Here is a 26500-nt window from a genome sequence, read left to right as displayed (position 1 = left end):
TGTTCACCATAGCTCGCTATGCTTTCACAAATATTCCTTGAAACTAAACATTTATAAGCGATTTGAGCCAGTAATTTTATGTCGAACTCAGGTTAGTACAAAAAATCCCTTGCAATAACACCTATTAAATGGTACTGCAAGGGACCTATTGTTTATTTTAAAAACACAATCGTGGTATTAGAAATAGTCGTCACTAATATGTTTTCTTTGTGATTTCTGCTTTTTATTATTGAATGAATAACTTATACCAAGCTCTACAATCTGGCCTTCATAATCGTAAACATACCCACGTCGGAGCAAAATCTGCTCTCCTTCATAGGCAGCCGTATACCCACCAGCCTGATTGGTTCCCAGAACATCAAGCATTCTGGCTGAAAAAGTCCAGCCCCGTAATTTCTCAGGCGTATAATTAATAGCAGCATTTAAGGCTTCAAACTGCAGGCTTTCTCCCTGTGGTGTCACGGAAGCTGATTTAATGGAATAGTCTACCGTTAACTTTAATGGAGTGGTGATTAGCCATGATGCATTTGACTTAATATTCCAGTTGGTGCTCCTGCTATCGCGACTTTCCCCCAATAATTCATCATCGGCAATTACCTGAAAATCATACAATGCTCCACCAACGAACACTTTTACCTTATTCATTAAATCAATGTTCATTCCCATTTCGGCTCCTAATGCTGTTTGGTTGCCTGCATTGGTATAGCTTCGTAAGAGTACACCACCCGGATTACCCATATCATACGCTACCCTGTTTACCCTATAAATGGCATTATCCACACCACGGTAAAAGCCGGTAAGGGTAATGTTATTTTTGCCAAATCGTCGTGTGTAGTTCAGTTCTGCATTCAAGGTGTATTCGGGCTTCAGCAAGGGATCGCCCATTTCGTATATCTCCTGATGACGACGATACAGAAAAGGCGCCATATCCTTGGCTGGAGGTCGGTTAATTCGACGACTGGCCGCCAGCGACAGGCTATTGGCATCATTTATATCGTATTTGGCATGCAATGTTGGAAACAGGTCAAATTTGCGCTGTTGAAAATCTTTTTGATCAAAATCGCGCCCTTCACCAATTTCACTAAAGTAGCCATACACATATTCGAAATACTCAGTACTCCTCACATTCATTAACTGATCCATATATTCGGCACGCAAACCCAACACATAGTTCAGTTTACCTGTTTTCCCGCTATAATCAACATAAGCCGAATACACATCGCGCTTCAGGTCGATACTATTGTCATAGCTTTCAATACTCGGATCGCCCCAATAGCCATTACCAATTATCGTATCGTAAGCAAACTCACCCTGAAGGCGTATCCATTGGGGCTGAACTCCGGTGTTTAAGGTATTTCCATTATCAAACTTATGCTGATAATCCAACACAAAACGATAGGCATCTAAAGGTGTTTCATCGCTCTGGAACGAATGGAAGTCGGGCGTATCATCGTAATAATACCGTTCGCCATCGTAGGTAAACTCTTTATTATCGATGGTTTGCTCCAGGTTTGAGGTCTCATAAATAAAAGAGGTACTTATTTTCGACTGCTCCCCAATATGCTGGATATAATCCACACTTAAGTTACTAAACCAGCCATCGCGATGAATATCGTTAGGGTTGTAAATATTCTGCAAGGTACCATCATAGGGTTCGCCATCGGGTGCATCAGCAAAATAAGCTTTATAAACATAGTTGGCTGTTCGACCGCTGGTGCGCTTCGAATACTGATAGCTGGCAGCCAGCTCAGCATTATCGCTAAGCTGGTAGTTAATGCCTGCGTTTGCCATCACATTGGTATACCATTTAGGGCGCGAACCTTCACCATCCAACACATAGTAACTACCGGGGTAACCGCTGACAGACTCATCAGGATGCTGATAAATATAAGGATCGATTATACCTCGTCCCTTATTATTGCGCGATTGCATTGTAAGTGCACCGCTAAGCGATAGTTTATCCTTATTATACATCAGGCTCAAACTGGTATTGTACCGGTCGTTATTCAACGCCTGACGACTATACACATCATCCTTATTGGTCCATGGGGTTCCGCCAATCATACCACTGGCCACCACCGAAAGTCCATCAAACGCACCCTTTTGTGTGGTGATGTTAATGATACCCCCTTTACCCTGAGCATCATATCGCGCTCCCGGCACTGTGATAATCTCAACATTCTTAATCTGATCAGCGGGCAATTGACTGAGTATATCACTGGCGCTGGTTTGTGTAGGTTTACCATTAATATATACCAAAAAGTCGCTTGTTCCGCGTACCGACACAACTCCATCGCCATCAACCGAGACGGCAGGGAGCTTATCCAGTATATCCACAGCTGTTCCTCCGCTTGCCGTGGCAAAATCATCAGCTCTATAGGTTTTTCTGTCTATTTTAGATGATACGGTTTGTGCCGTCGCTGTCACCTCAACACCTTCAATACTGACACTAGAAGAACTTAAAGCAACACTTTTCAGATCAGCCACCCGATCATTCTGTGTAATTGAAATTTCATTTATCTCTTTAGCATCATAGCCCAAAAAAGACACTGTTATACTATAATTACCGGCATTTATCTTGTCCAGCTTAAAATGACCATTGCGGTCTGTAACAGTCCCTGTGAGTATTTCACCATTTTCAAGTAAGGCAACATTGGCAAATGGAATATCTTCATTGCTTTGAGCATCAACTACCCGACCTTTGATAACTCCTGTTTGTGCAAGCATTGATAATGACCATAGCAAGCCAAATACAACACTTGTAATAAATTTGTGATTCATTATATTGATGTAGTTAAAATTATTCGGGCGCTAAAATAGCATACTCACTTAAAGTATTATGGTAGTAATTTACTTTTATATGCCATTTTTGTTCATCCCGATAGACTAATCACTTAAGCAGAGTGAGATACAAACCATATTAATTTCAATAAAACTTAACGAAAAACAACATAGTCCGTTATGAAAGCATCCATATTGCCCCATCTTGGGAAGCTCCGCAGCTTAACTGATGCTCTTTAAAACATGACAAAATCCCTATTTGTAGGTATTGGCAGGAATAAAGAATTTTTTCATTTTTGCATCGTGATAAAAGAGTATATAAAATACCAAAAGGTCTTTAATAGACTAGCACTGATACTAATTGTGCTGTTTGCAATTCAAATTGCAAGCAATGCGCTCTTCTATCATACTCACAAGATAGACGGTAAAACATATAGTCATGCACACCCGGGCTGCGACGGTCATTCACATAACTCAGCCGATTTTACGTTTTATCAGCAGCTGCAAACAATGCTATCGGAAGAAAGCCCTGACCTTCTTTCTGATATCCTGCCAGTCTATTTCAACAAGCTTAAGTTTGAAACAGTAATTACTGCCAACAACAAATTCATCAAACACAGCGCTGGCAGGGCGCCACCTGTTGCTTAAGAACTATTCCTCTTAATTTTTATTGACCAACAAAGTCAACCGTTTTTCGTGTCTTTTTCTAAAAGGAGACGCACAACCTAATTATTAACTCACAACAAATCTGCGGATTACAAATTACTTTTAACAATGAAATACACCATTGCGAAAGCCCTGATACTATTATGTTTATTTATACCTGCATCAGTATTCTCTCAAGCTCCACCAGAACCAATGTGCCAACTAAGCGGCACTATTTTATCTGAAGGCGAACCTTTACCATTTGCGACAGTTACACTGGCGAATACAACCCTTGGGGCAGCATCTGATCTTAATGGACAATTTGAATTAGGTTTTATACCCGAAGGCGAGTTTACTGTAAAAGTTCAGGCCATTGGATATAAGCCTGTTGAAAAAAACCTCGTATTTAAACGCGGTGAAAAAGCAGTGCTCGATATCAGTCTTGAAACCGATGTGTTAGGTCTGGAGCAGGTAGTTGTTACAGCTGACAGAAATGAGCAAAAGAGAACAACGGCATCAGTTATTGTTAATACACTCACCCCTCGTTTGTTGGAAAATACCCAATCCGTTTCTATAGCTGAAGGTTTAAACTATATTCCTGGCTTAAGACTCGAAAACAATTGTCAGAACTGTGGATTTACACAAGTTCGCATGAATGGCATGGACGGTGCTCATTCACAGGTCCTGATCAACAACAGGGCGATCTTTAGCAATCTGGCTGGTGTTTATGGTTTGGAACTCATTCCTTCGAGCATGATAGAACGTATTGAAGTAGTTAGAGGAGGTGGTTCGGCATTATATGGCAGCAATGCGGTGGCAGGCACCATCAACCTGATCACACGCGATCCAATGAATAATTCTTATGATATATCAACACAACACAGCTCTATTGGTGTTGGAACAGATGGTAAGGTTGCTTCTGATTACTCACTGAATATGAATACTACCATAGTGAGCGATGATAAGAAAACCGGCTTTGCTTTGTTTGGCTTCTATCGCGATAAGGATCCGTTTGATGCCAATGGTGATGGCTACTCCGAATCATCTAAAATTGAAAACCTGACCTTTGGAGGACGCTTATACCATCGAATTGATTATCGCAATAAATTAACCCTTGATTTTATCAGGGTAAATGAAGAAAGACGTGGCGGAAATGCGTTTGATAAACCACACCACGAAGCAGATGTATCGGAAGCGGTAGATCATAAAATTACCACAACTGCCCTTACCTACGAACGGTTTATTGGAACCGGGAGTCTGCTGTCAGTTTATGGTTCGGCTCAGAATGTAGACAGGGCATCATACTATGGTGCTAACCAAAGCCTGGCCGACTACGGACAAACTGATGGCTTAACCTTCAACGTGGGTACACAGTTTAAATCCGACTTTGGAAAAAACAGTATTGTAACGGGTATAGAGCTGGTGCATGATGATATGCTCGACCAGAAACTGGGTTACCTTGACCTGATATACGATGATAATGGCAATGTTATTGGATCAAATGGCCACGTACCTAACACTGTCATTACTGACCAGAATAAGAATGTATATGGGGTATTTGCCCAATATGACAGATACTTTGGGCCAGTAAAAGCATCAGTGGGTGCCCGATTCGATCGCTATGAAATAACTGATCTGGATCACAAGGAGGGAAATAATTCGGGTAACGTTTTCAGCCCGCGTTTAAATATCTTGTGGGATATTGCTCCTTCGCTACAGTGGCGCGTGAGCTATTCACAAGGATACCGCGCTCCACAGGTATTCGATGAAGATTTACACATCGAAACATCAGGCTCGCGCAAAGTAGTGCATGCTAATGCGCCTGATTTAAAACAAGAAACCAGTCACAGCTATATGACTTCTGTTGACTTTAACCGTAAAATTGGCAACTGGAACCTTGGCTTACTGGCTGAAGGGTTTTATACCCATCTGAATGATGCTTTTGCCCAAAACCCTGAATACGACGAGACAACTGGCGTAACCACCTATATTAGAACCAATGCAGATAACGGTGCCACAGTTAAAGGTGTCAACTTCGAAGCAAATGCATCGCCAGGCAATCGTATTTACCTAAAGGCCGGTTATACTATCCAAAGCAGCGTTTATGGTGATGCACAGGAACTGGGAGAGAAAGATTTCCTAAGAACACCTGATGACTATGGTTTCTTATCGCTTGACTATGATGTTATGCCACGTTTATGCCTTATAGCCAGCGCTACCTATACCGGTAAAATGAAAGTCGCATACTATGGAACCGAATTCAGGCCCGACGACATTATCATCGAAGAAGATGGGATTCAAGGAACTATCAGAACTACACCAACTTTCTTCGACCTTGGTTTCAAAGCAGAATATGATCTTAAAGTAGCTGGCTTGCCATTCAAAGCTTTTGCAGGCGTTAAAAACATTTTAAACTCTTTCCAGGATGATTTTGACTCAGGCATGGATCGCGACCCGGCATACATTTACGGACCAACCAATCCAAGAACTGTATATTTTGGTATTAAACTCAGTAATGTATTCGGACACTAAGCAAATGATAGTATAACGATATGAAGCCCGGCCATAGCCGGGCTTTTTGTTTATAAAGTATTGTTTTTACTAACCAAAAACGTTCAGACCTCCCCCTGATGTGCATCGAATTGATAAATCAGTAAAATGTATACAGCAAGCTGTAAAATGTTTTAGCCTATGAGCCAAATGACCTTTACTTTTGTTAGCATTAAAATGCGCGGTAATGAAAAAAATAGTTAAGACAATGATAATACTAGCAAGTATCCTGGTAATAGCGATGGCATCGGTAGTGCTGTTTATGGCACTCAGTCCCCAGTTCGGTGGCCATCCTACCCAAAAACAACAATTAATATACAATCAATCACCTCAACATCGTGATGGTAAATTTGCCAACATGGGCGACGTAAAAATGGAGATGACTGGCAAAAAGTTCTGGGCCATGATCAAAGAGCAGTTCAACGTACACCCCAATGCCACCCCATCACAAGCCCCGCAGCCCATAGCCATGGATCCGGCAGAATTACTGCAGAACAATGGTGATTTTCGCTTGTTCTGGTTTGGCCATTCATCCTTTTTGATTCAAACCAATGGTAAAAATATATTGATTGACCCCATGCTCGGACAATCAGCTTCACCTGTGCCATTTATTGGTGTTAAACGATTTAATAAGGAGATGCCCATTGAGATTGAGCAGCTACCAGCTATTGACCTGGTGCTCATTTCACACGACCATTATGATCACCTCGATTACCAATCAATTAAACGCCTGAAAGATAAAACAAAAGCGTTTTATACACCCCTGGGTGTTGGAACACATCTAAGGGCGTGGGGTGTGCATAGCGCACACATCACCGAACTGGATTGGTGGCAGCACGCTCAATTGGATGAGTTGAGCTTTACCTGCACGCCCGCTCAACACTTTTCAGGACGCGGCAAATGGTTCAGCGATCAGGCCTCAACGCTATGGTGCTCATGGGTGATTCAAACACCTGAAAAGAAAGTGTTTTTTAGCGGTGACAGTGGTTATGGCCCACACTTTAAAACCATAGGCAAGAAATATGGTCCCTTCGATTTGGCACTGATGGAATGTGGCCAATACAACGAGTTATGGAAGGAAATACATATGATGCCTGAAGAAACCATACTCGCGGCAGAGGATATAAAAGCGCAAATTGTTATGCCCATTCATTGGGGTGCATTTAAACTGTCCATGCACGACTGGCTTGATCCCATAACAAGAGCCAGTGCCAAAGCCAACGAAACAGGATTACCCGTTATCACCCCACGCATTGGCGAAGGCCTGGTGCTGAATGGCGAAATACCCGCTACAACTCAATGGTGGGAAGAAAGGCGAAAAGAACCTATGGTAACAGTCAATAAATAAGAAATAGATTCATAGTAATACCAACAAAAACAGAACATTATTACTTAAATGTTATTCATATGACAGATAAAACATATCTAAATAAGATCGTGTGATGTAAAGTTTTATTGTTGATTATTTGCGTTGTGAGTTATTTTGTGTTAATTCAACATCTATTTTAACCAAATAACTTCAATTTATAATTAACCATTAAACCACACATTGTGAACAATCTATTATCGTACGACAACGGAACGTCCGACGTGCCCTTGTTGGGCATAACTATTTCAGAACAATTAAAACAAACTGTTGATAAATATCCTGATAGTGAAGCCCTGGTGGTTCCTTATCAGAATTACCGCGCCACCTACCGGGAGTTTTGGCAGCAGGTAGAAGAAGTAGCCAAAGGTATTCTGGCCTATGGCGTTAAAAAAGGTGACCGCGTTGGTATCTGGTCGCCCAACCGCTATGAGTGGGTGTTGGTGCAGTTTGCTACAGCGCGCATCGGGGTAATATTAGTTAATGTCAACCCGGCCTATAAAGCGTCAGAACTGAAATATGCACTGAAGCAATCAGAAATTAGCCTGCTCATCATGTCTAAAGGCTTTCGACAGACCAATTATGTGGAGATACTGGATGAAGTACGGGCCTCATGCATTCGCCTGAAGCACATCATTGTAATGGAGCATGACTGGAACTCACTGCTTGAAGCAGGCAAAAAAGTAAGCACTGACGATTTGCTGGCACGCGAAGCCAGCCTGCAGTTTGACGACCCCATCAATATACAGTACACTTCTGGCACAACCGGCTTTCCCAAAGGCGCCACCCTGTCGCATCATAACATCCTGAACAACGGCTTTTTCATTGGCGAACGCCTCAAATACACCGAAAAAGACAGGGTGTGTATTCCGGTACCTTTGTACCATTGTTTTGGCATGGTATTGGCCAACCTGGCCTGTATCACCCACGGGGCCTGCATGATATTAACCGGCGAGGCCTTTGTGCCCGACACGGTACTACAAACGGTTCAGAACGAAAAGTGTACGTCGCTCTATGGGGTACCGCTTATGTTTATTGCCGAACTGAACGATCCCAACTTCGACAAGTATGACTATTCGAGCCTGCGCACCGGCATAATGGCAGGTGCTTCCTGCCCCGAATCCACCATGCGGGCCGTGAGAGAGAAGATGAACATGCGCGAAGTAGGCATCTGCTATGGCATGACAGAAACCTCGCCTGTGAGCACCCAAACATTTGTGGATGATAATGAGTACCGCAGATGTGCCACCGTGGGCAAGGTACATCCCCATCTCGAAATCAAGATCATCGATCCGGAAACGGGCCGGATTGTCCCCCGTGGTGAGCAGGGTGAGTTTTGCACCCGCGGCTATTCGGTGATGCTTAAATACTGGAATAACCCTGAAGCCACCGCATCGGTGATTGATGAAGGGCGCTGGATGCATACCGGTGATTTGGCCGAGATGGACGAACACGGCTATGTAAAGATTGTGGGCCGCATCAAGGACCTGATCATCCGCGGCGGTGAAAACATATCGCCTTTCGAGATAGAGGAGTTTCTGCACAAACACGATGACATTAAAGATGTGCAGGTGATTGGTGTACCATCGGCCAGATACGGTGAAGAAGTGATGGCCTGGGTCATCCCTCAGGAAGGTGCAAACATTACGGGTGAAACGCTTCACAGCTATTGCAAGGGGCAGATTGCCACCTTTAAAATCCCTAAATACTGGAAGTTTGTGAGTGAATTTCCAACTACAGTAACCGGTAAGGTGCGTAAGGTAGAAATGCGCGAAATATCGGCCAACGAACTTGGTTTGGAGCAACGCAAGTAAGCGGTTTGATAGCATGTTGCGAACTTGCTAAGCAAGGGAACAGCTAGCAAATGTTATCATTAAAAGCAACAGGAAGGGCTGTCCTGAAGAGAACTAAAAACTACCACAACTCCTAATAATATGTGGTATAGATGGAATCATACGCAAATACTATGTACTCTTTGGGCCAGCCTTTTTAAATCAAACTTGTTTAGCAAGTGTATAACAGACACCTCCCCTGCTACATTAAGGTCATTAAAAGCCATTAGCATTCAGCATTGAACTAATGTGAAATCACTTTACAAAGCATCCGCTTCCACCAACTGCTCAAACATCTCATTAACGGTTTCTTCCAAAGTTCGATACTGAATACCCAATTCGCGAATACTCTTGCGGTTATCAGCCTTCCAGCCATAGCCCACATTGCGCGAGATGTACTTACGCGTCAAGGCTTTGTTAAGCATGGGGCCTACCAGCCAAATCAACCATTTGGGCATTTCCTTTTTTGGTATAGGATAGGCATTACCATACTTTGGCAATAGCGTATTAGACAACCCCAAGAACGTAGTATTATGGCCTGACACAATATGTCGTCCGCTGGCGGTTGATACAAAACCAGCCTGAAAGTGGGCTTCCGCAACATCACGCACATCCACCACACCCCAGCCAATATATGGCACCCCGGCTTTCAGCGTACCATCAGCTATTTGTTTGATAATGGCATAACTCTCGGATGTTACATTCTGCGGATTAACAGCCGGCCCCATCACCAATGATGGGTTAATCACCACCAGGTCCCAGCGGCTTTGCTCACTGTTAATTTTCCAGGCCTCTTTCTCAGCCAATGTTTTAGAATAAGGATAAGCACCGTGTGTGAGCGACGAACTGGTATTCCAGTCTTCCTCTGTAAAGATGCCATTGGCGGTATTCTTAATATCGATATTGTCACCGTAGATGGCCGCCACACTGCTGGTTAGCACCACCCGTTTAACCGATTCGGTTCGATTGGCCTGCTCCAGCACATTGCGTGTTCCCAGAAGCGCCGGTTCAACGAGTTCCTTTTGCGGATCATTAACGCTTAAGGTAAATGGCGACGCCGTATGAAACACCAGTTCACACCCTTCCATGGCCTCAGCGTAGGAACCTTCATCCAGTAAATCGCTTTTGAAATATTTAATGGTACCAGATGATTGATTAGCCAGTTCATCCAACACCTTCATTTTCTCTCTATTATCAGGGTTACGGACTGCAGCATGCACAGTCAATCCTTCGTCCAGGAGTTTTTTAACCAGCCAACCGGCTACATAACCTGTTGCTCCGGTTACCATTACAGGTTTTGTTTTGTCAATCTGTATCATAGCTTGGTGCTTATATTTACTACAATATACATAAAGCAGTGAACCAAGGCTATTGTTCAAGGCGAAAGAATGAAACTAATAAAAAACATATGGATGGTTGAGCTATTCAAGCTATTCGGAAATAATTCCAAAGGAATTAAACAACAACAGGCTCTACCTTAAATGAATCATCTCTATTATTCTACTTGCAAATCGTAATTTCACCACGAAGCCCCAAAGAGCACAAAGAAAAAAACTTACTCAACATCTGGAAAATGCATAGCAAGTAGCACATACTCATAAAAAAATCCGGTACTACAGAGTAATACCGGATCAATACCATTATATATAAATAACAGCTTGAGCTGTCTTTAGTTTTTCATTTCGAGTTCATTCAGGTGTGCCATCTTTTTCATTTCCAGGAAGCTCTTAATATCTCCAAGGTGTTCTTTTACGCGTTTATTGCCAAACTCATACACTTTATCTACCAAACCATCCAGGAAATCCCTGTCGTGCGAAACCAGAATCAGTGTACCGTCAAAGGCCTTCAGGGCATCTTTCAACACATCTTTGGTTTTCATATCCAAATGGTTGGTCGGCTCATCCAGTATCAACAGGTTAACAGGTTCCAATAAAAGCTTTATCATGGCCAGACGGGTACGTTCACCCCCCGACAGAACACGTACTTTCTTATCGATATCTTCGCCACCAAACATAAATGCGCCCAGCATATCTTTAATTTTGGTACGGATGTCGCCCACGGCAATATCGTCTATCGTTTGAAATACGGTTAGCTCATCCTCCAGCATCGAGGCCTGATTTTGCGCGAAATAGCCAATTTGCGTATTATGTCCCAGCTGCAACTGACCATCGTACTTTATCTCGTCCATAATGGCCTTCACCAGTGTAGATTTACCTTCACCGTTGCGCCCCACAAAGGCAATCTTCTCACCTCTCTCGAGGGTTATTGAAGCATCGGCAAACACCAGATGATCATCATAATACTTAGTAACTTCGGTGGCTATCAGTGGGTAGCTACCTGAGCGTGGTGCAGGCGGAAACTTCAAACGCAAAGACGAGCGGTCTTCTTCATCCACCTCTACCCTGTCAAGTTTCTCCAACATCTTCACACGACTCTGTACCTGCAGCGTTTTAGAGTAGGTCCCCTTAAAGCGCTCGATAAAAGCCTCATTTTCGGCAATCATCTTTTGCTGCTCCTCATAGGCTTTCAACTGTTGCTCACGTCTCTCCTGACGCAGCACCAGGTATTTGGAGTAGTTCACCTTATAGTCATAGATACGTCCCATAGTCACCTCTATGGTACGTGTGGTGATATTATCAACAAATGCGCGGTCGTGCGATATCACAATTACCGCCTTTCCACAGCCAATCAAAAACTCTTCGAGCCATTGGATGGATTCAATATCAAGGTGGTTGGTAGGCTCATCCAACAGAATCAAATCCGGTTTCTGAAGCAAAATCTTGGCCAGTTCGATACGCATGCGCCAGCCACCACTGAACTCACTGGTTGGCTTGTGCAAATCATCGCGCAAAAAGCCGAGACCCAGCAGCACCTTCTCGACTTCTGCGTCAAAATTGGTTTCCTCAATGGAGTAATACTTTTCGCTCAGTGTAGACACCTTCTCAATCAGCTCATAATAGCTCTCCGACTCATAGTCGGTACGTGTTTCCAGCTCCTTATTAATTGCTGCCATCTCCTGCTCCATGGCAAAGATGTGGGCAAACGCCTGTGAGGCCTCCTCAAAAACGGTACGGTTATCCTCGGTCATCAAATGCTGAGGCAAATAGGCCACCACCTTATCGCTCGGAACCGCCACATGTCCTTTATTGGCTTCGCGCTCGCCGGCCAGTATTTTCAGCAAGGTTGATTTACCTGCCCCATTCTTCCCCATCAGCGCAATGCGGTCCTTTTCGTTAATAACGAATGAGATATTTTTAAAGAGTGTGGTAGCTCCAAATTCTACCGTTAAGCCATCTACCGAAATCATAATTCTATTTTTTGCGCCGCAAAGATAAAATTATCCACCTAAGCATGAAGCACCTTCATGGCGTTTTAAGGTTTTTTTGATTTAAAAGCCGCCAGAGTATAGCTACTAACTACTAGCAATTCACATGGCGCTTAACTCCTCTTCTGCCATCCGTCATTCGTCTTCGGTCCCCAATCTTCTGCCTCCTGCCTAACTACTGACCACTAACTAATAACCTGAGTTCGACGTAAAATTTTGAACTCAGAACACTTACAAATAGTGAGTTTCAAGTGTAAATCGACGAAAGAATAGCGGGCTATTTTGAGTCGATTACACGAAGAAAATTGCTGTTTGTAAGTGGGATTAACATGCTTTGAATAAATAACTGATTTACTGCTTAAAATTTTATCGCAATTGTTCACTATCCCTCTAAAATTATTCATTGTAAATCAGCTTTTTATTTCAATCTGAGTTTTAAAATTTAAATCGAACTCAGGTTAATACCAACTTACATTCTTTTCGATTGCCAACCACAGATTCGTCTGTAGCCTCGCACAGAAAAGTCTGTGGCCTCGCACGGAAAAATCTGTGGGATTTACCTCCATTGGTGAAAAATGTCACCAGCATTGGTGGAAAATGTCACCAACATTGGTGAGAAACGCCACCAATCTTAGGGGAAGATTCATTGTCTTACGCTTTAGAACTGCAAACTACAATCAGATAGCTGTTTTCATAGCATCACGTTCAGAAGACTACTATTCAACCCTATCAGGGCTGAACATCTGTTAATGCTTCATCCGTGCGTTACACACACGGTTATTTACATTTCGTCCTTTCAGGACGCGAATAAAAGCCACTAAGGGCTAGATAATAGCGATTCACATGCCGCTTAACTTCTCTTCTGTCATCCGTCGTCGGTCCCCAGTCTTCTGCCTTCTGCCTCAGTACTAACTACTGACCACTGACTACTATCTGCTGCCTAACAATCCCTCTGTGCTTTACTGTTAATAACTTCCTGGCCGTGGACACCACTAACATTGCCAATACCGCCTTTCTGAATGAAATATTATTGTATTTTTGTTTGTCAACCTTACGAAACAACAAGAAGATGCCGAATATCGGGGATAAAATACACGAATTAAGAGATTTACTTCATCACCATAATCATCAGTACTATGTATTGAATGAGCCACAAATATCAGATTTTGAGTTCGACCAGCTGATGCAACAACTGATTAAACTGGAAAAAGAACATCCGGAGCTGGCCGATCCTAACAGTCCGACCCAGCGCGTAGGAAGTGATATTAACAAGGAATTTGAGCAGGTAAAACATGCCTATCCAATGTTATCGCTGGGTAACACCTACAACGAAGGGGAGATTAGTGATTTTTACACACGTATCAATAAGCAACTGATTGATGAACCATTTGAGATTGTATGTGAACTCAAGTACGACGGAACGGCTATTGGACTCACCTACGAGAATGGTCGTTTGCTGCGGGCTGTAACACGTGGCGACGGTGTTCAGGGTGATAATGTTACCAACAATGTGAAAACCATCAGAAGCATCCCGCTCAATTTAAAGGGCGATTATCCGGATAGCTTTGAGATAAGAGGCGAAATATTTCTGCCTCACAAGGGATTTAATGCCCTCAATGAAGCCCGTATGGAGGTAGGAGAAGCTCCTTTTGCCAACCCGCGCAATGCCGCAGCAGGTTCGCTGAAAATGCAAAACAGTGCCCAGGTAGCCAAACGTCCGCTCGACTGCTTTCTGTATTATATGCTGGGCGATGTTTTACCCAGTAACCTGCACTCCGAGAACCTGGAAAAAGCGCGTTCATGGGGTTTTAAGATACCGCCGCATATGAAAGTGTGCAAAACCATCGACGAGGTATTCGCCTTTATCAAGCATTGGGATGAAGCCCGCAAGGATTTACCTTACGACATTGATGGTATTGTACTAAAAGTAAACAGTCTGGAACAGCAACGCCGACTTGGTTTCACAGCCAAATCGCCACGCTGGGCCATCTCCTATAAGTTTAAAGCCGAGCAGGGCTACACAAAATTAAAGTCGGTGACATTTCAGGTGGGACGCACAGGAGCAGTAACGCCGGTAGCTAATCTGGAACCCGTATTTTTAGCAGGCACTACGGTTCAACGTGCCTCGCTGCACAATGCAGATATCATCAACTCACTGGATTTGCACGGGGGTGATATGGTGTATGTGGAGAAAGGTGGAGAAATCATCCCAAAAATTGTTGGTGTTGACGAAACAGTAAGAGAAAACAATGCTCCAAAGGTGGAGTTTATCAAGAATTGTCCCGAATGTGAAACCCCGCTTGTAAGGGTGAAAGGTGAGGCAGCACATTATTGCCCCAATGTTACCAGCTGTGCGCCGCAGGTAAAGGGACGCATTGAGCACTTCATTGCCCGCAAAGCCATGAATATTGACGGGCTGGGCATCGAAACCATTGACCTGCTATATAAAAATGGATTGGTGAAAAACGTAGCCGATCTGTATGCACTACACCCCATGCAACTGACTGGATTGGAACGTATGGGCGATAAATCGGCCAACAACATCATTGCCGGGCTCGAAGAATCGAAGCAAGTTAATTTTGCTCGCGTGCTATTTGCATTAGGTATTCGCTATGTGGGCGAAACGGTGGCTAAAAAACTGGCTTCCGCCTTTAAAAACATCGATGCCCTGATGAATGCTACTTTGGAACAGTTAACCGAAGTTGATGAGATAGGCGAACGCATTGCACAAAGCGTACTTGAATATTTTGACAATGAACTTAATCGCGAACTTATCGATAAGCTTAAGCAAATAGGTTTGCAGTTTCAGCTTTCCGATGAAGAGCAGGCTCAGCATTCCAATGCACTCGAAGGCATGTCCTTTGTAGTAAGTGGCAGCTTTAGCAGCTTCTCGCGCGATGAACTGAAAAGTCTGATTGAGAAAAACGGTGGCAAAAATCTGAGTGGCGTGTCATCAAAAACCAATTACCTGGTGGCCGGTGATAAGATTGGCCCAAGTAAACTGGCCAAAGCCGAGAAGCTGAATGTCACCATCATCTCTGAAGATGAATTTAAACAACTGATAAACCAGTAACCAATCATCAAATAACATTGAAACGACCCGATAAATGAGCAACTTCATTGATACAATACGACAAAAGGTAGCTTTATACAAGTTGGACAAACAGCTGCAAAAAGCACCCCGAATTAAAAAACTTCACAACCTTAAAACAGCTCAAACAGCTGGTATCCTTTACGATGCCACCAACGAGGCTAATCACCAGTTAGTAAAAGAACTAATTAAGGAATTGAAAGAAGAAAACATCAGCTCACAGGCACTGGGATTTATTGACAAAAAGAAGCGAGACGACAACTACATTGGTGATAGCACCTACAGCTTTGCCTGTCGAAAAGACTTCAGCTTTTTCTACGCCATTAAAAAGGAAGCTATTCAATCTTTTATTGATACACCGTTTAATCTGCTCATTATCCTGGTTAATGAACAGCCATTTGCCATTGATTACCTGGGCCAGCTGTCAAAAGCTGAATTTAAAGTAGGAAAAGCCGGACTGGATAATGACTTATACGACCTGATGATTGAGCTTGCTCCAACAGCTGGCATGTCTGAGCTAAAAAAACAAATCACCTTTTACCTCAAACTTCTTAACAACAACTAAAATAGCCCCCATGATATCAGCACAACAACTAAAAGGTACTGGCGTAGCTCTTGTAACACCCTTTAACGAGCATAAACAGGTTGATCACGAAGCATTGACCAAACTGGTGAATTTTGTGAATGAAGGTGGTGTTAACTTCCTGGTTGCACTGGGTACAACAGCCGAAACGGCCACACTAAATGACAAAGAGAGGCTGGAGGTAGTAAAAACCATCAAAAAAGCAAATAACAGCCGGGTGCCAATAGTAATGGGAATGGGTGGTAATAATACCAGTCAATTGACTGACACCATCAACAAAACTGATTTTGATGGTATAGACGCCATTTTATCAGTCACTCCCTTCTACAATAAGCCTACGCAGAAAGGACTGTATCAGCACTATAAAACCATTGCAGAGGCATCGCCCGTACCGATTATTTTGTATAACGTGCCTTCGCGCACAGGATGCAACCTGGATGCTTCAACATGCCTCCAGCTGGCCAATGACTTTGACAATATCATTGCTGTGAAAGAGGCTTCGGGTGATTTATTGCAGGTAATGGACATCATCAAACACAAACCTGATGATTTTGTGGTATTATCTGGCGACGATGCATTAACATTACCTATCCTTGGCCTTGGTGGCGACGGGGTAATATCGGTTGTTGCCAATGGGTATCCAAAAGCATTCAGTCAAATGGTGCAGGCTGCTCATAACGACAACTACATTAAAGCACGCAGACTACACTATGGCCTCACGGATATTATAAAGAATCTCTTTATTGAGAGTAATCCTGCAGGCATCAAAGCCATTTTAGAAATGCGTGAAATCATTGACAACCAATTACGTCTGCCACTTGTTCCTTTAACAGAACAGACATATGATACGCTTAAAGCTCAATTTAAAGCCTTTCAGGCTGAATTTTGGAATGCTTTTTGATATTTTCAATCACGGATTATAAATTAGACTATCCAATAAAATCTAAACTTATTACTTATGAAACGAAATTTGTTATTCGTACTGGCAATAGGACTAGCCGTAAGCTTACTCACCGGATGTGCCCACACTGTAGAACGCGTTGATACCAAAGAAGCCATTGATTTAAGTGGCCGTTGGAACGATACTGATTCTCGTCTGGTAGCCGAAGAAATGGTTAACCAGGTGCTGGGTGGAGCGTGGATTGATAACCATCAGGGCGATAATAATGGTCAAAAGCCGGTAGTGGTTGTTGGTTTAATCTACAATAAATCACACGAACATATTAGTGCCGAGACTTTTGTAAAAGATGTAGAACGCGCTTTTATTAACAGTGGCCGTGTTCGCCTGGTACAAGCCGGCGATAAACGCGAAGAACTTCGCCGCGAGAGAGCCGCACAGCAAGAGTTTGCCAGCATGGCAACAGCTAAGGCTTGGGGTAAAGAGTTAGGCGCCGACTTTATGCTTAATGGAGACATTAACTCAATTGTTGATACCTACAAGAAAGAACGTGTTAATTTCTACAAGGTTAATATGGAGCTTTCCAACCTTGAAACCAATGAAATAGTATGGATTGGTGACAAAGAAATTAAGAAGTACATTAACAATTAATTGTTACAAAAACCTAAAGTTAATGCCTGTTGCCAGCCAACGGGCATTAATCTACACTTTTCCTCCAACAGCCCTTCATAGCATGAAAAGCAAAATCCTCACCTCATTACTCCTCATTACCATCCTTAGCGGATGCGCCACCTACTACGAACAAAATATTAAGTTACAAACCTTAATCACCTCCGGACAATTTGAAGCTGCTGATAAAGAATTGGCCAAAGATACCAAGGGAGCTGAAGGTAAGAACCGATATCTCTATTTTTGCAATCGCGGTGTAGTGAGCTTTATGAACGGGCAATACGAAACCAGCATCAACTATTTTAATCAGGCCGACTATTATGCCGAGGACTATAGTAAATCATTTGGAAACGAGGCACTGGCTTTAATAACCAATCCCATGGTGAAGCCCTATCGACCAGAGGATTTTGAGGCTGTACTGGTACACTTTTACAAGGCGCTTAACTTTATCTACCTGAAGAATTATGAAGGTGCCTTAATTGAATGCCGCCGCGTTAATATTGTTCTGCAAAACCTGAATGACAAGTATAAAAAGCATAAAAACAAATATGCACGCGATGCCTTTGCTCATTGTCTGATGGGCCTGGTATATGAGGCTGCAGGCAATACCAACGACGCTTTTATTGCCTATCGTAATGCTCTGGAGATTTACGAAGAGGATTACAAAGCACTCTTTGGCCTGGATGTTCCTGAACAGCTTAAGTACGACCTTATGCGTACCGCTCATGAATTGGGTTTTGGAACAGAACTGGACTTTTATGAAAATAAGTTTGGCTACAAATACGAGCCTGAAGATCCGGATAAGGGCTACCTGGTCTTTTTCTGGTTAAATGGCTTTGGCCCGGTTAAGGATGAATGGAGCATTAACTTTACCAACACAGGTTATAACGACGGTTGGATTACCCTGGCTAACGATGAATATGGGCTGAGTTTTCCCATTTATATTGGCAATAAGTCACGTAACGATCAGGCGGCCTTCAAAAACCTGTCTTTTCTTAGAGTTGCTTTTCCCAAATATCGCGAACGTAAACCAGTATTTAGTACTGCCAGCATTAGCGCCAACCAGGAAAGCTATCCCTTGGAATTAGGCGAGAATATCAATGCAGTGGCGTTTCAATGCCTGCAAGACCGGATGATGCGTGAATTAGCCTCTGGTATTGCCCGCTTAGCCACTAAAAAAGCGCTGGAGGAAGTGGCCCGCAATGAAAATGAAAACCTGGGAACCATCGTTAGCATTGTCAATGCTATGACCGAAAAAGCGGATACCCGCAACTGGCAATCATTACCTTACAGCATTTCCTATTGTCGTATTCCGCTTGATGAGGGTATGCAACAAGTCGAGTTAAATACATCGGGACGCATGCAACATAGTGTGCCATTTACTTTTGATATAAAAAAGAATCAGACAACCTTTTTTGCCTTCCACAACCTGGAAAGTCAACAGCGCTGATGGTTTAAATATACAAAGCTAAAACAGCCAAAATAAGACCAACAGCAGTTAAAACAAGGCCTCGCTTAAACTTGCTGCTTTTGGGTTTATACATCCAAAGCGATGAAATGGCCAGAAACAGCAGTAGCACACCATAGGTCAGTCCCATCCAGTGTGCCCCAAACCGGCTCTTGGTTTTATGAAAACCATTGATTTGCCACACCCAATCCGGATAGGTGTTAATCGTGTAATCTGCCAATCCTGTGGACTTACAATAAGTTCCATAGTTAAAATATATGGTGTCGGTACTTTCTTCTGTCACACTCAGGCGACGTAATTCCAAAGCAGCACCAAGCTCATCTGCTGGTGTATGAGGCGCTATTTGCTCAACATACCTTTTATTGACTGTAAATAAATTGGTATCCCGATACAACAGGATAATACCACTGACACAATACACCAGGGTTAAACCAATCATTAAAAAACCAATATCGCGGTGCAGTACGCGCATTATTTTTGTTACCGAATTCTTCTTATTCTCTGTTGCCATATTTTATAATTGGGCTGCAAGTTTACTTTTTACTCTTCTATTTCTGGTACTCTTTAACGTTGCATTAACAAGTCTTTACGTTATATTGGCCAGGTAAGCGTTAAGATTATCCAGCACCTTGTCCGACAACCGGCCTTTTGCCTCACGTGTCCAGCCCGATGTTTTGTCGGAATAAATAATATTATTGTAGCGGGTTAATGTATTCATGTGTGGACCGAAGCCACAATGATCAAAAATGGCATAGTTCCCATTTCTTAGCAGCCACTTCTCAAACACCTCCTTCTCAAATGGCAGTCCAAGTGAAGTATTCACAATAATTTTGCGATTCCCCAGCCATTGAAAGTGCTCCTCACTCAAAACTTTTGCATTCCGGGGTAAGTGAAAAGAGATAATATCATTGTTCTGCAAAAGCTCTTCCAATGGTTGATAATCTATTTTTAACTGCTCAACATCTGGCTTTCTGCTGCGGCTGTAGTAACTCACCTTAGCACCAAAAAACTGCAAATGCCGGGCTGTTAACAGGCCTGTAGTACCCATACCTACTATTCCTACCCTACGGCCACCAAGTTCGAGTGGTTCAGACCGCCACTGATGCTTACCCAATCCTTTCAGCAGGCCAATTAATTCGGCTATGATAAACTCAGCAACACCTTCATCCCCATAGTCGCGTATACCAGTTACTTCAATTCCATTTGCTCTGGCATAACGTACATCAACATTGGCAGAGTCTTCATCAATAAGGCTGCAGCACATACCAATATATTTCAGCTTATGGCACTGAGCCAGCACTTTTGCACTAACAGGCGTATTCCATGATACAAAAAGCGCTTCAGCATCCCGCGCACGCTCTATGGTGGTAGCTTCGTCCGCTGGTACATCATTATATATGGCTACGGGATTTTCCGATAATTCTTGCAAGCGCTGCAATGCAAAGCCCTGCAAACCTGTATAATCAAGAACAACAATTTGTTTAAAAAACATTCTAAAAACAGTTATTGAGAGAACTAATCAGCACGTGGTATGGCCAATTATTTATAAAATTTCATATTGATTTAACATTCAATTTACGACATTGAGGTCTTCTATTGTTATTTTGTGCGCCATTTAGCAATCGCTTAACCCATAGTATACATGGACGGACTCATAGTTATTTCCATCTCTTTCTTTTTCGCGATGAGTCTTTCCATGTTTATGGGCCTATTAAACAGCCTCCCACGCATCTATTCCACCGCTTAAATTAATCAGGTTATCATAGCCCTCGCGCTTCAGATACTCAATCACATGCAGGCTGCGCATGCCCAGGTGACAAAATATTACTACGGGCATATCCCTGACTATTTCATGCTTTCGCTCCGGAATTTGCTGCATGGGTATATTTAGTGCACCAGCAATTTGCCCTTCCAACAGCTCTTCAGGTTCACGCACATCAATGAGTTGCAAGGCTCCTCCCCCCTCTATCAGCTGCTTTAGTTCACTTGCACTTATTTCATCCTTTCGCTCAACATCTCCGCCATCGCCACAAAAGATTTCGTAATCAATCAATTCTGTTAATGTGGGATGTTCACCACAACATGGGCAATCAGGGTCTTTCATGAATTTAATTTCATTAAAAGACATGGCCAGTGCATCATAGTTTAATAAGCGACCTGTTAGTGCTTGTCCAATACCAGTAATCAGCTTGATGACTTCGGTAGCCTGCAGAGTGCCAATTACGCCTGGCAGAACACCCATAACACCGGCATCGGCACACGATGGTACACTGCCCGCCTCAGGTGGTTCAGGAAACAAGCACCGGTAGCACGGACCATCCTTCGTACCAAACACACTTACCTGCCCTTCAAACTGACGAATGGAGCCAAACACATTGATTTTACCACTCAATACACAGGCATCATTAACCAGGTAACGGGTAGCAAAGTTATCGGTTCCATCAGTAACAATATCGAACTGCTTTATAATGTCGAAGGCATTTCCTTTATTCAAAGCACAATTGAACAACGACACCTTAACATGCGGATTAATCTCCTTAAGGGCCTTCTCTGCCGACCATGTTTTTGCTTCACCTACATGGCTGGTTTTATGAATAATCTGACGCTGAAGGTTGGACACATCCACCACATCAAAATCGATTAATCCGATATGACCGACTCCCGAAGCTGCCAGATACATGGCTATTGGAGAGCCCAACCCACCAGTGCCAACCACCAGTACAGAAGCCTGTTTCAGCTTAATTTGCCCCTCTGCTCCTATTTCAGTTAATACGATGTGCCGTTTGTAGCGCTCTAACTCTTGTTTTGTTAATGACATGTTAATTTCACTCAATTTGGCAGTGAAGATAATTACTTTAGCCGATACAGTAAGTATTTTGATGAAATCGTTACCAGCATTGGGATACAAAGCTACCGAATAAGTAAAATTCTTACTTTTTGAACTGGTAGTCTTAAAACATTCAATACCAATGAATGGCAAAAGAACATGAAGGCAATAAATCTTTTTTTTGACCTTATTGTTCTTCTTAGGCGCTGGAATTATAATTGATTAGCGTCAGATTACAGTAAACTTTGGAAACAACTATAAATAATAACAGTAAACGTGAAGATTTTAACCCTCTTATTAGGATTAACAATGACACTCTCGGCATGGGCAAATTCGCCCGAGAAAGATGGAATTGTAAAAGGAAAGGTTTTCGATGGTAAATCGAAAGTACCGGTTGAATATGCTACTGTGGCCATCTACAATGCTGATGACGACAGTGTAGTAACCGGCACCATCAGCGAACAGGATGGTAGTTTTAAGATTAAAGGCCTGAAAGAAGGTAATTTTTACATCATTGTATCATTTTTGGGCTATGAAAATAAGCGCTACGACGACATTACTGTGGATGGTGGCCGCGACATGATAGACCTGGGTACTATCACCCTTGGCTCATCCAGCCAGTCACTTGATGAAGTAGAGGTAGTTGCACAGCGCCAATCAGTAGAATTCCAAATCGACAAGAAGGTTGTATCGGTAGGCGAACAAATGACATCAGCGTCCTTATCAGCTGTTGAAGTTCTGGAAAATGTTCCTTCTATCAAGGTTGATATCGAAGGAAATGTATCGCTGCGAGGCAGTACAGGTATTACCGTGTTAATTGATGGCAAACCAACAGTACTGGATGCCAGTGATGTTTTACGTCAAACTCCGGCATCTACCATTCAAAACATTGAAATCATCACCAATCCTTCAGCCAAGTACCAACCCGATGGTACCGGCGGTATCATCAACATCATTACTAAAAGAAACCGCACACCTGGTGTGCAAGGCCTTGTAAATGTTAAAGGTGGTAACTTTGATATGTATGGCGCTGACTTCCTGCTAAACTGGCGTAAAGAAAAAGTGAACTTCACTTTAGGTGCCGATTACAATAACCGCCCGCGAACCGGCACAATGTATACCCGCAGAGAAACAGAAAATGAAAATGGTACCACCATCATTGAAGCCGATGGCGACAGTGAAAGAAAGTTTTACGGCGGCGGTATGCGTGGAGGATTCGACTGGGATATATCCAAGCGCGATAACTTCAGTATTGAAGCCCGGGTTGGTAAATTTAACATGCAAAGCACATCAGATTTAAATTACTTTGAGCAAATACCCAATATTGATAATCAGGTTTACCGCAGTATCAATGAATCAAAAAGGTCTGGTATGTACTATTCAATTACCGCCAACTACCTGCATCGGTTTGCACAAAAGGGCCATGAACTGTCTGCCCAGTTAAATTCACGCGGTTATGATGGTGATGAGTACTCAGAGAACTTCCGCTCGCAAAGCAACAGTATAGTTGATGGTACGCGCACCACTGAGGTTGGCCCGAGCAACCGTTGGGAATTAAGACTGGACTATAGCAAACCAATTGGTGAAGATGACCTGTTCGAAGCAGGTTTTCAGGGGCGAATGAGCTTAGGTGATGATGTTACAAAAGTATATAACTGGGATGTGGCACAAGGTGGCTTTGTACCGAATGATACCCTTCAAAATTATACCGAACTGGATCGTAATATTTACGGACTCTATTCAGTATATAAGGGAAAGCTTAATGACTTTGGCTACCAATTGGGACTGCGTGCTGAATACACTGACCGAAAAACAGAATTTGAATATCAGATGAAGGAATTGGCCGACGCCACAGAAGCAATTCCTGTAAGTGAAACCTATGTGATTGATCGCTGGGACTTTTTCCCAACCATACACCTATCGTACCAACTGCCTGCCGACAATCAGATAATGGCCAGCTATTCGCGTCGTATTGATCGTCCGCGTGGCTGGTACCTGGAGCCATTTATCACATGGACCGATCAGTACAATGTACGCCGTGGTAATCCTGATTTGGCACCCGAATACATTGATGCCTTTGAACTGGGATATCTGAAGGAATGGAAGAAGATTTCGTTGTCGCTTGAAGGTTACTACCGCATTACAAACGATAAGATACAAGGCATACAGATGCCTTATGATGAAAATGGTGAAATATGGCTACGCACCTATGATAATATCGGTAAAGACTACTCATTAGGTGTTGAAACAATGCTAAACATCACCCTGGCTAAGTGGTGGGAAATGAATGTCATGGGTAATTTATATGATTATCGTATTGAAAACTATTATGATGCCAGTCAAAACCGTTCATCTTTTAACTGGAGCTCAAGAGTTAACAATTCATTTGCTCTTAAGAAAAATATAAAACTACAGATTGACGGTACTTACGATAGCCCAACAGTAACAGCTCAGGGAGAAAACAAATCGAACTACTACATGAATGCTGCGGTTCGTATGGATTTTATGGATCGTAAACTTTCGGCTGTTGTACAGGCGCGAAATGTACTGGGCACTTCTCGACGCATATCTATTATTGACAACCCCAACTCATACAGCTACCAGGAAATGATTCCTGATTACCCGATGTTATCCGTTACATTGAGTTATCGTCTGAACAATTTTGTACAGAAACGTGGACGTAACGGCAATAACGGAGGCGGAGGAATGGAAGATGAATTCTAGATTTTTTTAGTTTCAATAATTACATCAAAGGAAGGTCTGGCACCTTCCTTTTTCTTGAGATCATTTCTAAATCAGTCGGGCATTATTCTTACATTCTAATTAGAATATTAACTTTGAGTTATAAATACTCATAGCTGCGCCTTCATCCGGATACATGCCTGCAAATAATCAAATAACCAACTTTTTAAACGATAAAGGCGCTTCATTTATTCGCTTCATTAACCTTCAATCACTTAATGGTCAACAAACGCAAGGTTACTCTTCTGCTATCATCTTTGGTATCGCTTTAAGCGCTGCGTATATCAAAAAAGTAGCTAAAAACACTAGCTATGTGGCACAAATAAAAAAAACTAAAACTCTAAAACAGGATGAGTTCCACAATACTGAGATTTATACCGATAAGTTGGCAGATGAATTAAGTATTCTATTGCAAGAGGCAGGGTATAGTAGTTTTTCACAATCAGAAGCAAACCTGGAAAAAGCTGGCCTTTATAATTCAACCACACAAACCACGCCACTTCCCCATAAAACATTGGCAGTTATGTCCGGCTTGGGTTGGATAGGTAAGAATAACCTGTTGATTACGCTAGATTATGGTGGTGCCATAAGCATGTGTTCAGTGCTTACCAACGCGCCACTTAACACTGATATTTTTGATTTAGAGCCTTCTCAATGTGGCAAATGCACCATTTGCCAAGAAATCTGCTGCACAAGAGCCTTAAAAGGCCGGACTTGGAGTACTGCAACAAAACGTGACCAATTGATTCATATCAACCATTGCACCACCTGCTTACAATGCATGGTGCAATGTCCTTATACGAATGCATATAGCATGAGCCGTATAACCCATTAAGTTCTAATCAATACTAAAACATTTGACATTAAGCTAATTGATGCTGGATATTTATATTATTTGATTGTAATTTTAATCAATAATATGATATGGCGATTAATATTAGCATAATATACAACCACCTACTTTGGGCTGATTCCCTAAATGCTTTACTCCGCCGGGAGGATTTATTTCATCTTAGCCATGTACTGAAAGTTGATCATATAGCATCGCTTAATCACCGGTTTAAAGATATTGTGCTACTCGAGGCCACCTACCCTAATGCTGAGCTGGTAAACCAGGTTATCAACCTAAAAAAGAACAAACTTCAGGTCATTGTCATTGGCTATCATCTGGATAATGAGTTTATTGATTTACTGCTGGTTAAAGGGTTGGATGGCTTTGTGCTTAAAACCTGTGGTAAAGCCAACCTGTATGAAGCCATTAAAAACGTGCATCAGGGCAAAAAGTACTTTTGTGCACCAATAGCCGAATCATTATCCAAACGCCTATATAACCAATCTGACAAAAACACCTTAACCACGCGGGAAAAAGAAGTTTTAGTTGGCCTGGTATGCTTCAAGAGCACTTCAAATATAGCACGCCAGATGCACATTAGTGATGCAACAGTTCGAACGCACCGCAAAAATATCATGCGTAAATTTGGTTCGAAAAATTACCTTGGGCTGCTAAGGTATGCCTGCCGCGAAGGATTGCTGCAAACTCCGGATGAGCAGTTCTGCGTTGGTTGCCAAAACAAAAGATGTACCTCTCCACACTTTGGGTAGACATATATTGTCAGATGTGTAAAAAGGTTTGTATTTCAGGTAGTCAATTTCATTTCTATAAGTATTGAATCCACCTACAACTGACAATAACTTTACTACTCCTAACTACTCATATGATTTC

At 42.6% G+C, this 26500-nt stretch carries 18 protein-coding genes; 12 read left to right on the top strand and 6 right to left on the bottom strand.

Features of this window, described 5'->3' with window-relative positions; all coding sequences use genetic code 11:
* Positions 1-177 precede the first annotated feature (177 nt).
* On the bottom strand, positions 178-2781 hold the full coding sequence (locus tag KEM09_RS20575) for a TonB-dependent receptor (protein ID WP_212231511.1): 2604 nt from the start codon (positions 2779-2781) through the stop codon (positions 178-180).
* Between the two features lie 243 nt (positions 2782-3024).
* On the opposite strand from KEM09_RS20575, the gene KEM09_RS20570 reads away from it, so the two are divergent.
* The 4 genes from KEM09_RS20570 (at position 3025) to KEM09_RS20555 (ending at position 9156) form a co-directional block, all read left to right on the top strand.
* On the top strand, positions 3025-3429 hold the full coding sequence (locus tag KEM09_RS20570) for a hypothetical protein (protein ID WP_212231509.1): 405 nt from the start codon (positions 3025-3027) through the stop codon (positions 3427-3429).
* Positions 3430-3555: 126 nt separating this feature from the next.
* A complete protein-coding gene (locus KEM09_RS20565; RefSeq protein ID WP_212231507.1) occupies positions 3556-5958 on the top strand; it encodes a TonB-dependent receptor in 2403 nt (800 codons plus the stop codon).
* Between the two features lie 205 nt (positions 5959-6163).
* Positions 6164-7324, top strand: a complete 1161-nt coding sequence (locus KEM09_RS20560; protein ID WP_212231505.1) for an MBL fold metallo-hydrolase — start codon at positions 6164-6166, stop codon at positions 7322-7324.
* A 203-nt stretch (positions 7325-7527) separates the two neighbouring features.
* Positions 7528-9156: an AMP-binding protein gene (locus KEM09_RS20555; protein ID WP_342344015.1), complete on the top strand. Its 1629-nt coding sequence runs from the start codon at positions 7528-7530 to the stop codon at positions 9154-9156.
* Positions 9157-9434: 278 nt separating this feature from the next.
* On the opposite strand, the gene KEM09_RS20550 is transcribed toward KEM09_RS20555, so the two are convergent.
* Positions 9435-10493: an NAD-dependent epimerase/dehydratase family protein gene (locus tag KEM09_RS20550; protein WP_212231498.1), complete on the bottom strand. Its 1059-nt coding sequence runs from the start codon at positions 10491-10493 to the stop codon at positions 9435-9437.
* A gap of 350 nt (positions 10494-10843) precedes the next feature.
* Entirely contained in the window at positions 10844-12481 is a 1638-nt protein-coding gene (locus KEM09_RS20545; protein ID WP_212231496.1) for an ABC-F family ATP-binding cassette domain-containing protein, read from the bottom strand.
* Positions 12482-13481: 1000 nt separating this feature from the next.
* Between KEM09_RS20545 and ligA the strand changes: the two genes are divergently transcribed.
* The 5 genes from ligA (at position 13482) to KEM09_RS20520 (ending at position 19190) form a co-directional block, all read left to right on the top strand.
* Positions 13482-15572 (top strand): NAD-dependent DNA ligase LigA, encoded by a 2091-nt coding sequence (gene ligA / locus KEM09_RS20540; protein ID WP_342344014.1) that lies wholly within the window; start codon positions 13482-13484, stop codon positions 15570-15572.
* Between the two features lie 34 nt (positions 15573-15606).
* Positions 15607-16155, top strand: coding sequence for a DUF6913 domain-containing protein (locus KEM09_RS20535; RefSeq protein WP_212231494.1), 549 nt, complete (start codon positions 15607-15609; stop codon positions 16153-16155).
* A gap of 10 nt (positions 16156-16165) precedes the next feature.
* On the top strand, positions 16166-17074 hold the full coding sequence (gene dapA, locus KEM09_RS20530) for a 4-hydroxy-tetrahydrodipicolinate synthase (RefSeq protein WP_212231492.1): 909 nt from the start codon (positions 16166-16168) through the stop codon (positions 17072-17074).
* 57 nt (positions 17075-17131) lie between these two features.
* Positions 17132-17722 (top strand): penicillin-binding protein activator LpoB, encoded by a 591-nt coding sequence (locus KEM09_RS20525; protein ID WP_212192857.1) that lies wholly within the window; start codon positions 17132-17134, stop codon positions 17720-17722.
* An 82-nt stretch (positions 17723-17804) separates the two neighbouring features.
* Positions 17805-19190 carry a COG3014 family protein gene (locus KEM09_RS20520; protein WP_212231485.1) on the top strand — a complete coding sequence of 462 codons (1386 nt, stop codon included), beginning with the start codon at positions 17805-17807 and terminating at the stop codon, positions 19188-19190.
* 4 nt (positions 19191-19194) lie between these two features.
* On the opposite strand, the gene KEM09_RS20515 is transcribed toward KEM09_RS20520, so the two are convergent.
* The 3 genes from KEM09_RS20515 to moeB form a co-directional block, all read right to left on the bottom strand.
* A complete protein-coding gene (locus KEM09_RS20515) occupies positions 19195-19719 on the bottom strand; it encodes a hypothetical protein (RefSeq protein ID WP_212231482.1) in 525 nt (174 codons plus the stop codon).
* 75 nt (positions 19720-19794) lie between these two features.
* Positions 19795-20700, bottom strand: coding sequence for an NAD(P)-dependent oxidoreductase (locus KEM09_RS20510; RefSeq protein ID WP_212231480.1), 906 nt, complete (start codon positions 20698-20700; stop codon positions 19795-19797).
* Between the two features lie 219 nt (positions 20701-20919).
* Positions 20920-22026 carry a molybdopterin-synthase adenylyltransferase MoeB gene (moeB, locus tag KEM09_RS20505; RefSeq protein WP_212231479.1) on the bottom strand — a complete coding sequence of 369 codons (1107 nt, stop codon included), beginning with the start codon at positions 22024-22026 and terminating at the stop codon, positions 20920-20922.
* 285 nt (positions 22027-22311) lie between these two features.
* Here moeB and KEM09_RS20500 point away from each other — a divergent pair, with 285 nt between their 5' ends.
* The 3 genes from KEM09_RS20500 (at position 22312) to KEM09_RS20490 (ending at position 26379) form a co-directional block, all read left to right on the top strand.
* The gene (locus tag KEM09_RS20500) at positions 22312-24759 is read left to right on the top strand and encodes a TonB-dependent receptor (RefSeq protein WP_212231477.1); all 2448 of its coding nucleotides are present in this window, start codon (positions 22312-22314) and stop codon (positions 24757-24759) included.
* 154 nt (positions 24760-24913) lie between these two features.
* Positions 24914-25612 carry an epoxyqueuosine reductase gene (locus KEM09_RS20495; protein WP_212231475.1) on the top strand — a complete coding sequence of 233 codons (699 nt, stop codon included), beginning with the start codon at positions 24914-24916 and terminating at the stop codon, positions 25610-25612.
* Between the two features lie 89 nt (positions 25613-25701).
* The gene (locus KEM09_RS20490; RefSeq protein ID WP_212231474.1) at positions 25702-26379 is read left to right on the top strand and encodes a LuxR C-terminal-related transcriptional regulator; all 678 of its coding nucleotides are present in this window, start codon (positions 25702-25704) and stop codon (positions 26377-26379) included.
* Positions 26380-26500: the final 121 nt, after the last annotated feature.

This window comes from Carboxylicivirga mesophila (genome assembly GCF_018271975.1).
GTDB lineage: Bacteria > Bacteroidota > Bacteroidia > Bacteroidales > Marinilabiliaceae > Carboxylicivirga > Carboxylicivirga mesophila.
The sequence above is the reverse complement of the archived record's forward strand: the minus strand, read 5'-3'. Positions and strand labels throughout refer to the sequence as shown.

What these genes read in the sequence shown, in the direction of transcription:
- KEM09_RS20575 (WP_212231511.1), bottom strand. Translation starts at nt 2,781, where the DNA reads ATGAATCACAAATTTATTACAAGTGTTGTATTTGGCTTGCTATGGTCA.
- KEM09_RS20570 (WP_212231509.1), top strand. Translation starts at nt 3,025, where the DNA reads ATGACAAAATCCCTATTTGTAGGTATTGGCAGGAATAAAGAATTTTTT.
- KEM09_RS20565 (WP_212231507.1), top strand. Translation starts at nt 3,556, where the DNA reads ATGAAATACACCATTGCGAAAGCCCTGATACTATTATGTTTATTTATA.
- KEM09_RS20560 (WP_212231505.1), top strand. Translation starts at nt 6,164, where the DNA reads ATGAAAAAAATAGTTAAGACAATGATAATACTAGCAAGTATCCTGGTA.
- KEM09_RS20550 (WP_212231498.1), bottom strand. Translation starts at nt 10,493, where the DNA reads ATGATACAGATTGACAAAACAAAACCTGTAATGGTAACCGGAGCAACA.
- KEM09_RS20545 (WP_212231496.1), bottom strand. Translation starts at nt 12,481, where the DNA reads ATGATTTCGGTAGATGGCTTAACGGTAGAATTTGGAGCTACCACACTC.
- KEM09_RS20535 (WP_212231494.1), top strand. Translation starts at nt 15,607, where the DNA reads ATGAGCAACTTCATTGATACAATACGACAAAAGGTAGCTTTATACAAG.
- dapA (WP_212231492.1), top strand. Translation starts at nt 16,166, where the DNA reads ATGATATCAGCACAACAACTAAAAGGTACTGGCGTAGCTCTTGTAACA.
- KEM09_RS20525 (WP_212192857.1), top strand. Translation starts at nt 17,132, where the DNA reads ATGAAACGAAATTTGTTATTCGTACTGGCAATAGGACTAGCCGTAAGC.
- KEM09_RS20520 (WP_212231485.1), top strand. Translation starts at nt 17,805, where the DNA reads ATGAAAAGCAAAATCCTCACCTCATTACTCCTCATTACCATCCTTAGC.
- KEM09_RS20515 (WP_212231482.1), bottom strand. Translation starts at nt 19,719, where the DNA reads ATGGCAACAGAGAATAAGAAGAATTCGGTAACAAAAATAATGCGCGTA.
- KEM09_RS20510 (WP_212231480.1), bottom strand. Translation starts at nt 20,700, where the DNA reads ATGTTTTTTAAACAAATTGTTGTTCTTGATTATACAGGTTTGCAGGGC.
- moeB (WP_212231479.1), bottom strand. Translation starts at nt 22,026, where the DNA reads ATGTCATTAACAAAACAAGAGTTAGAGCGCTACAAACGGCACATCGTA.
- KEM09_RS20495 (WP_212231475.1), top strand. Translation starts at nt 24,914, where the DNA reads ATGCCTGCAAATAATCAAATAACCAACTTTTTAAACGATAAAGGCGCT.
- KEM09_RS20490 (WP_212231474.1), top strand. Translation starts at nt 25,702, where the DNA reads ATGGCGATTAATATTAGCATAATATACAACCACCTACTTTGGGCTGAT.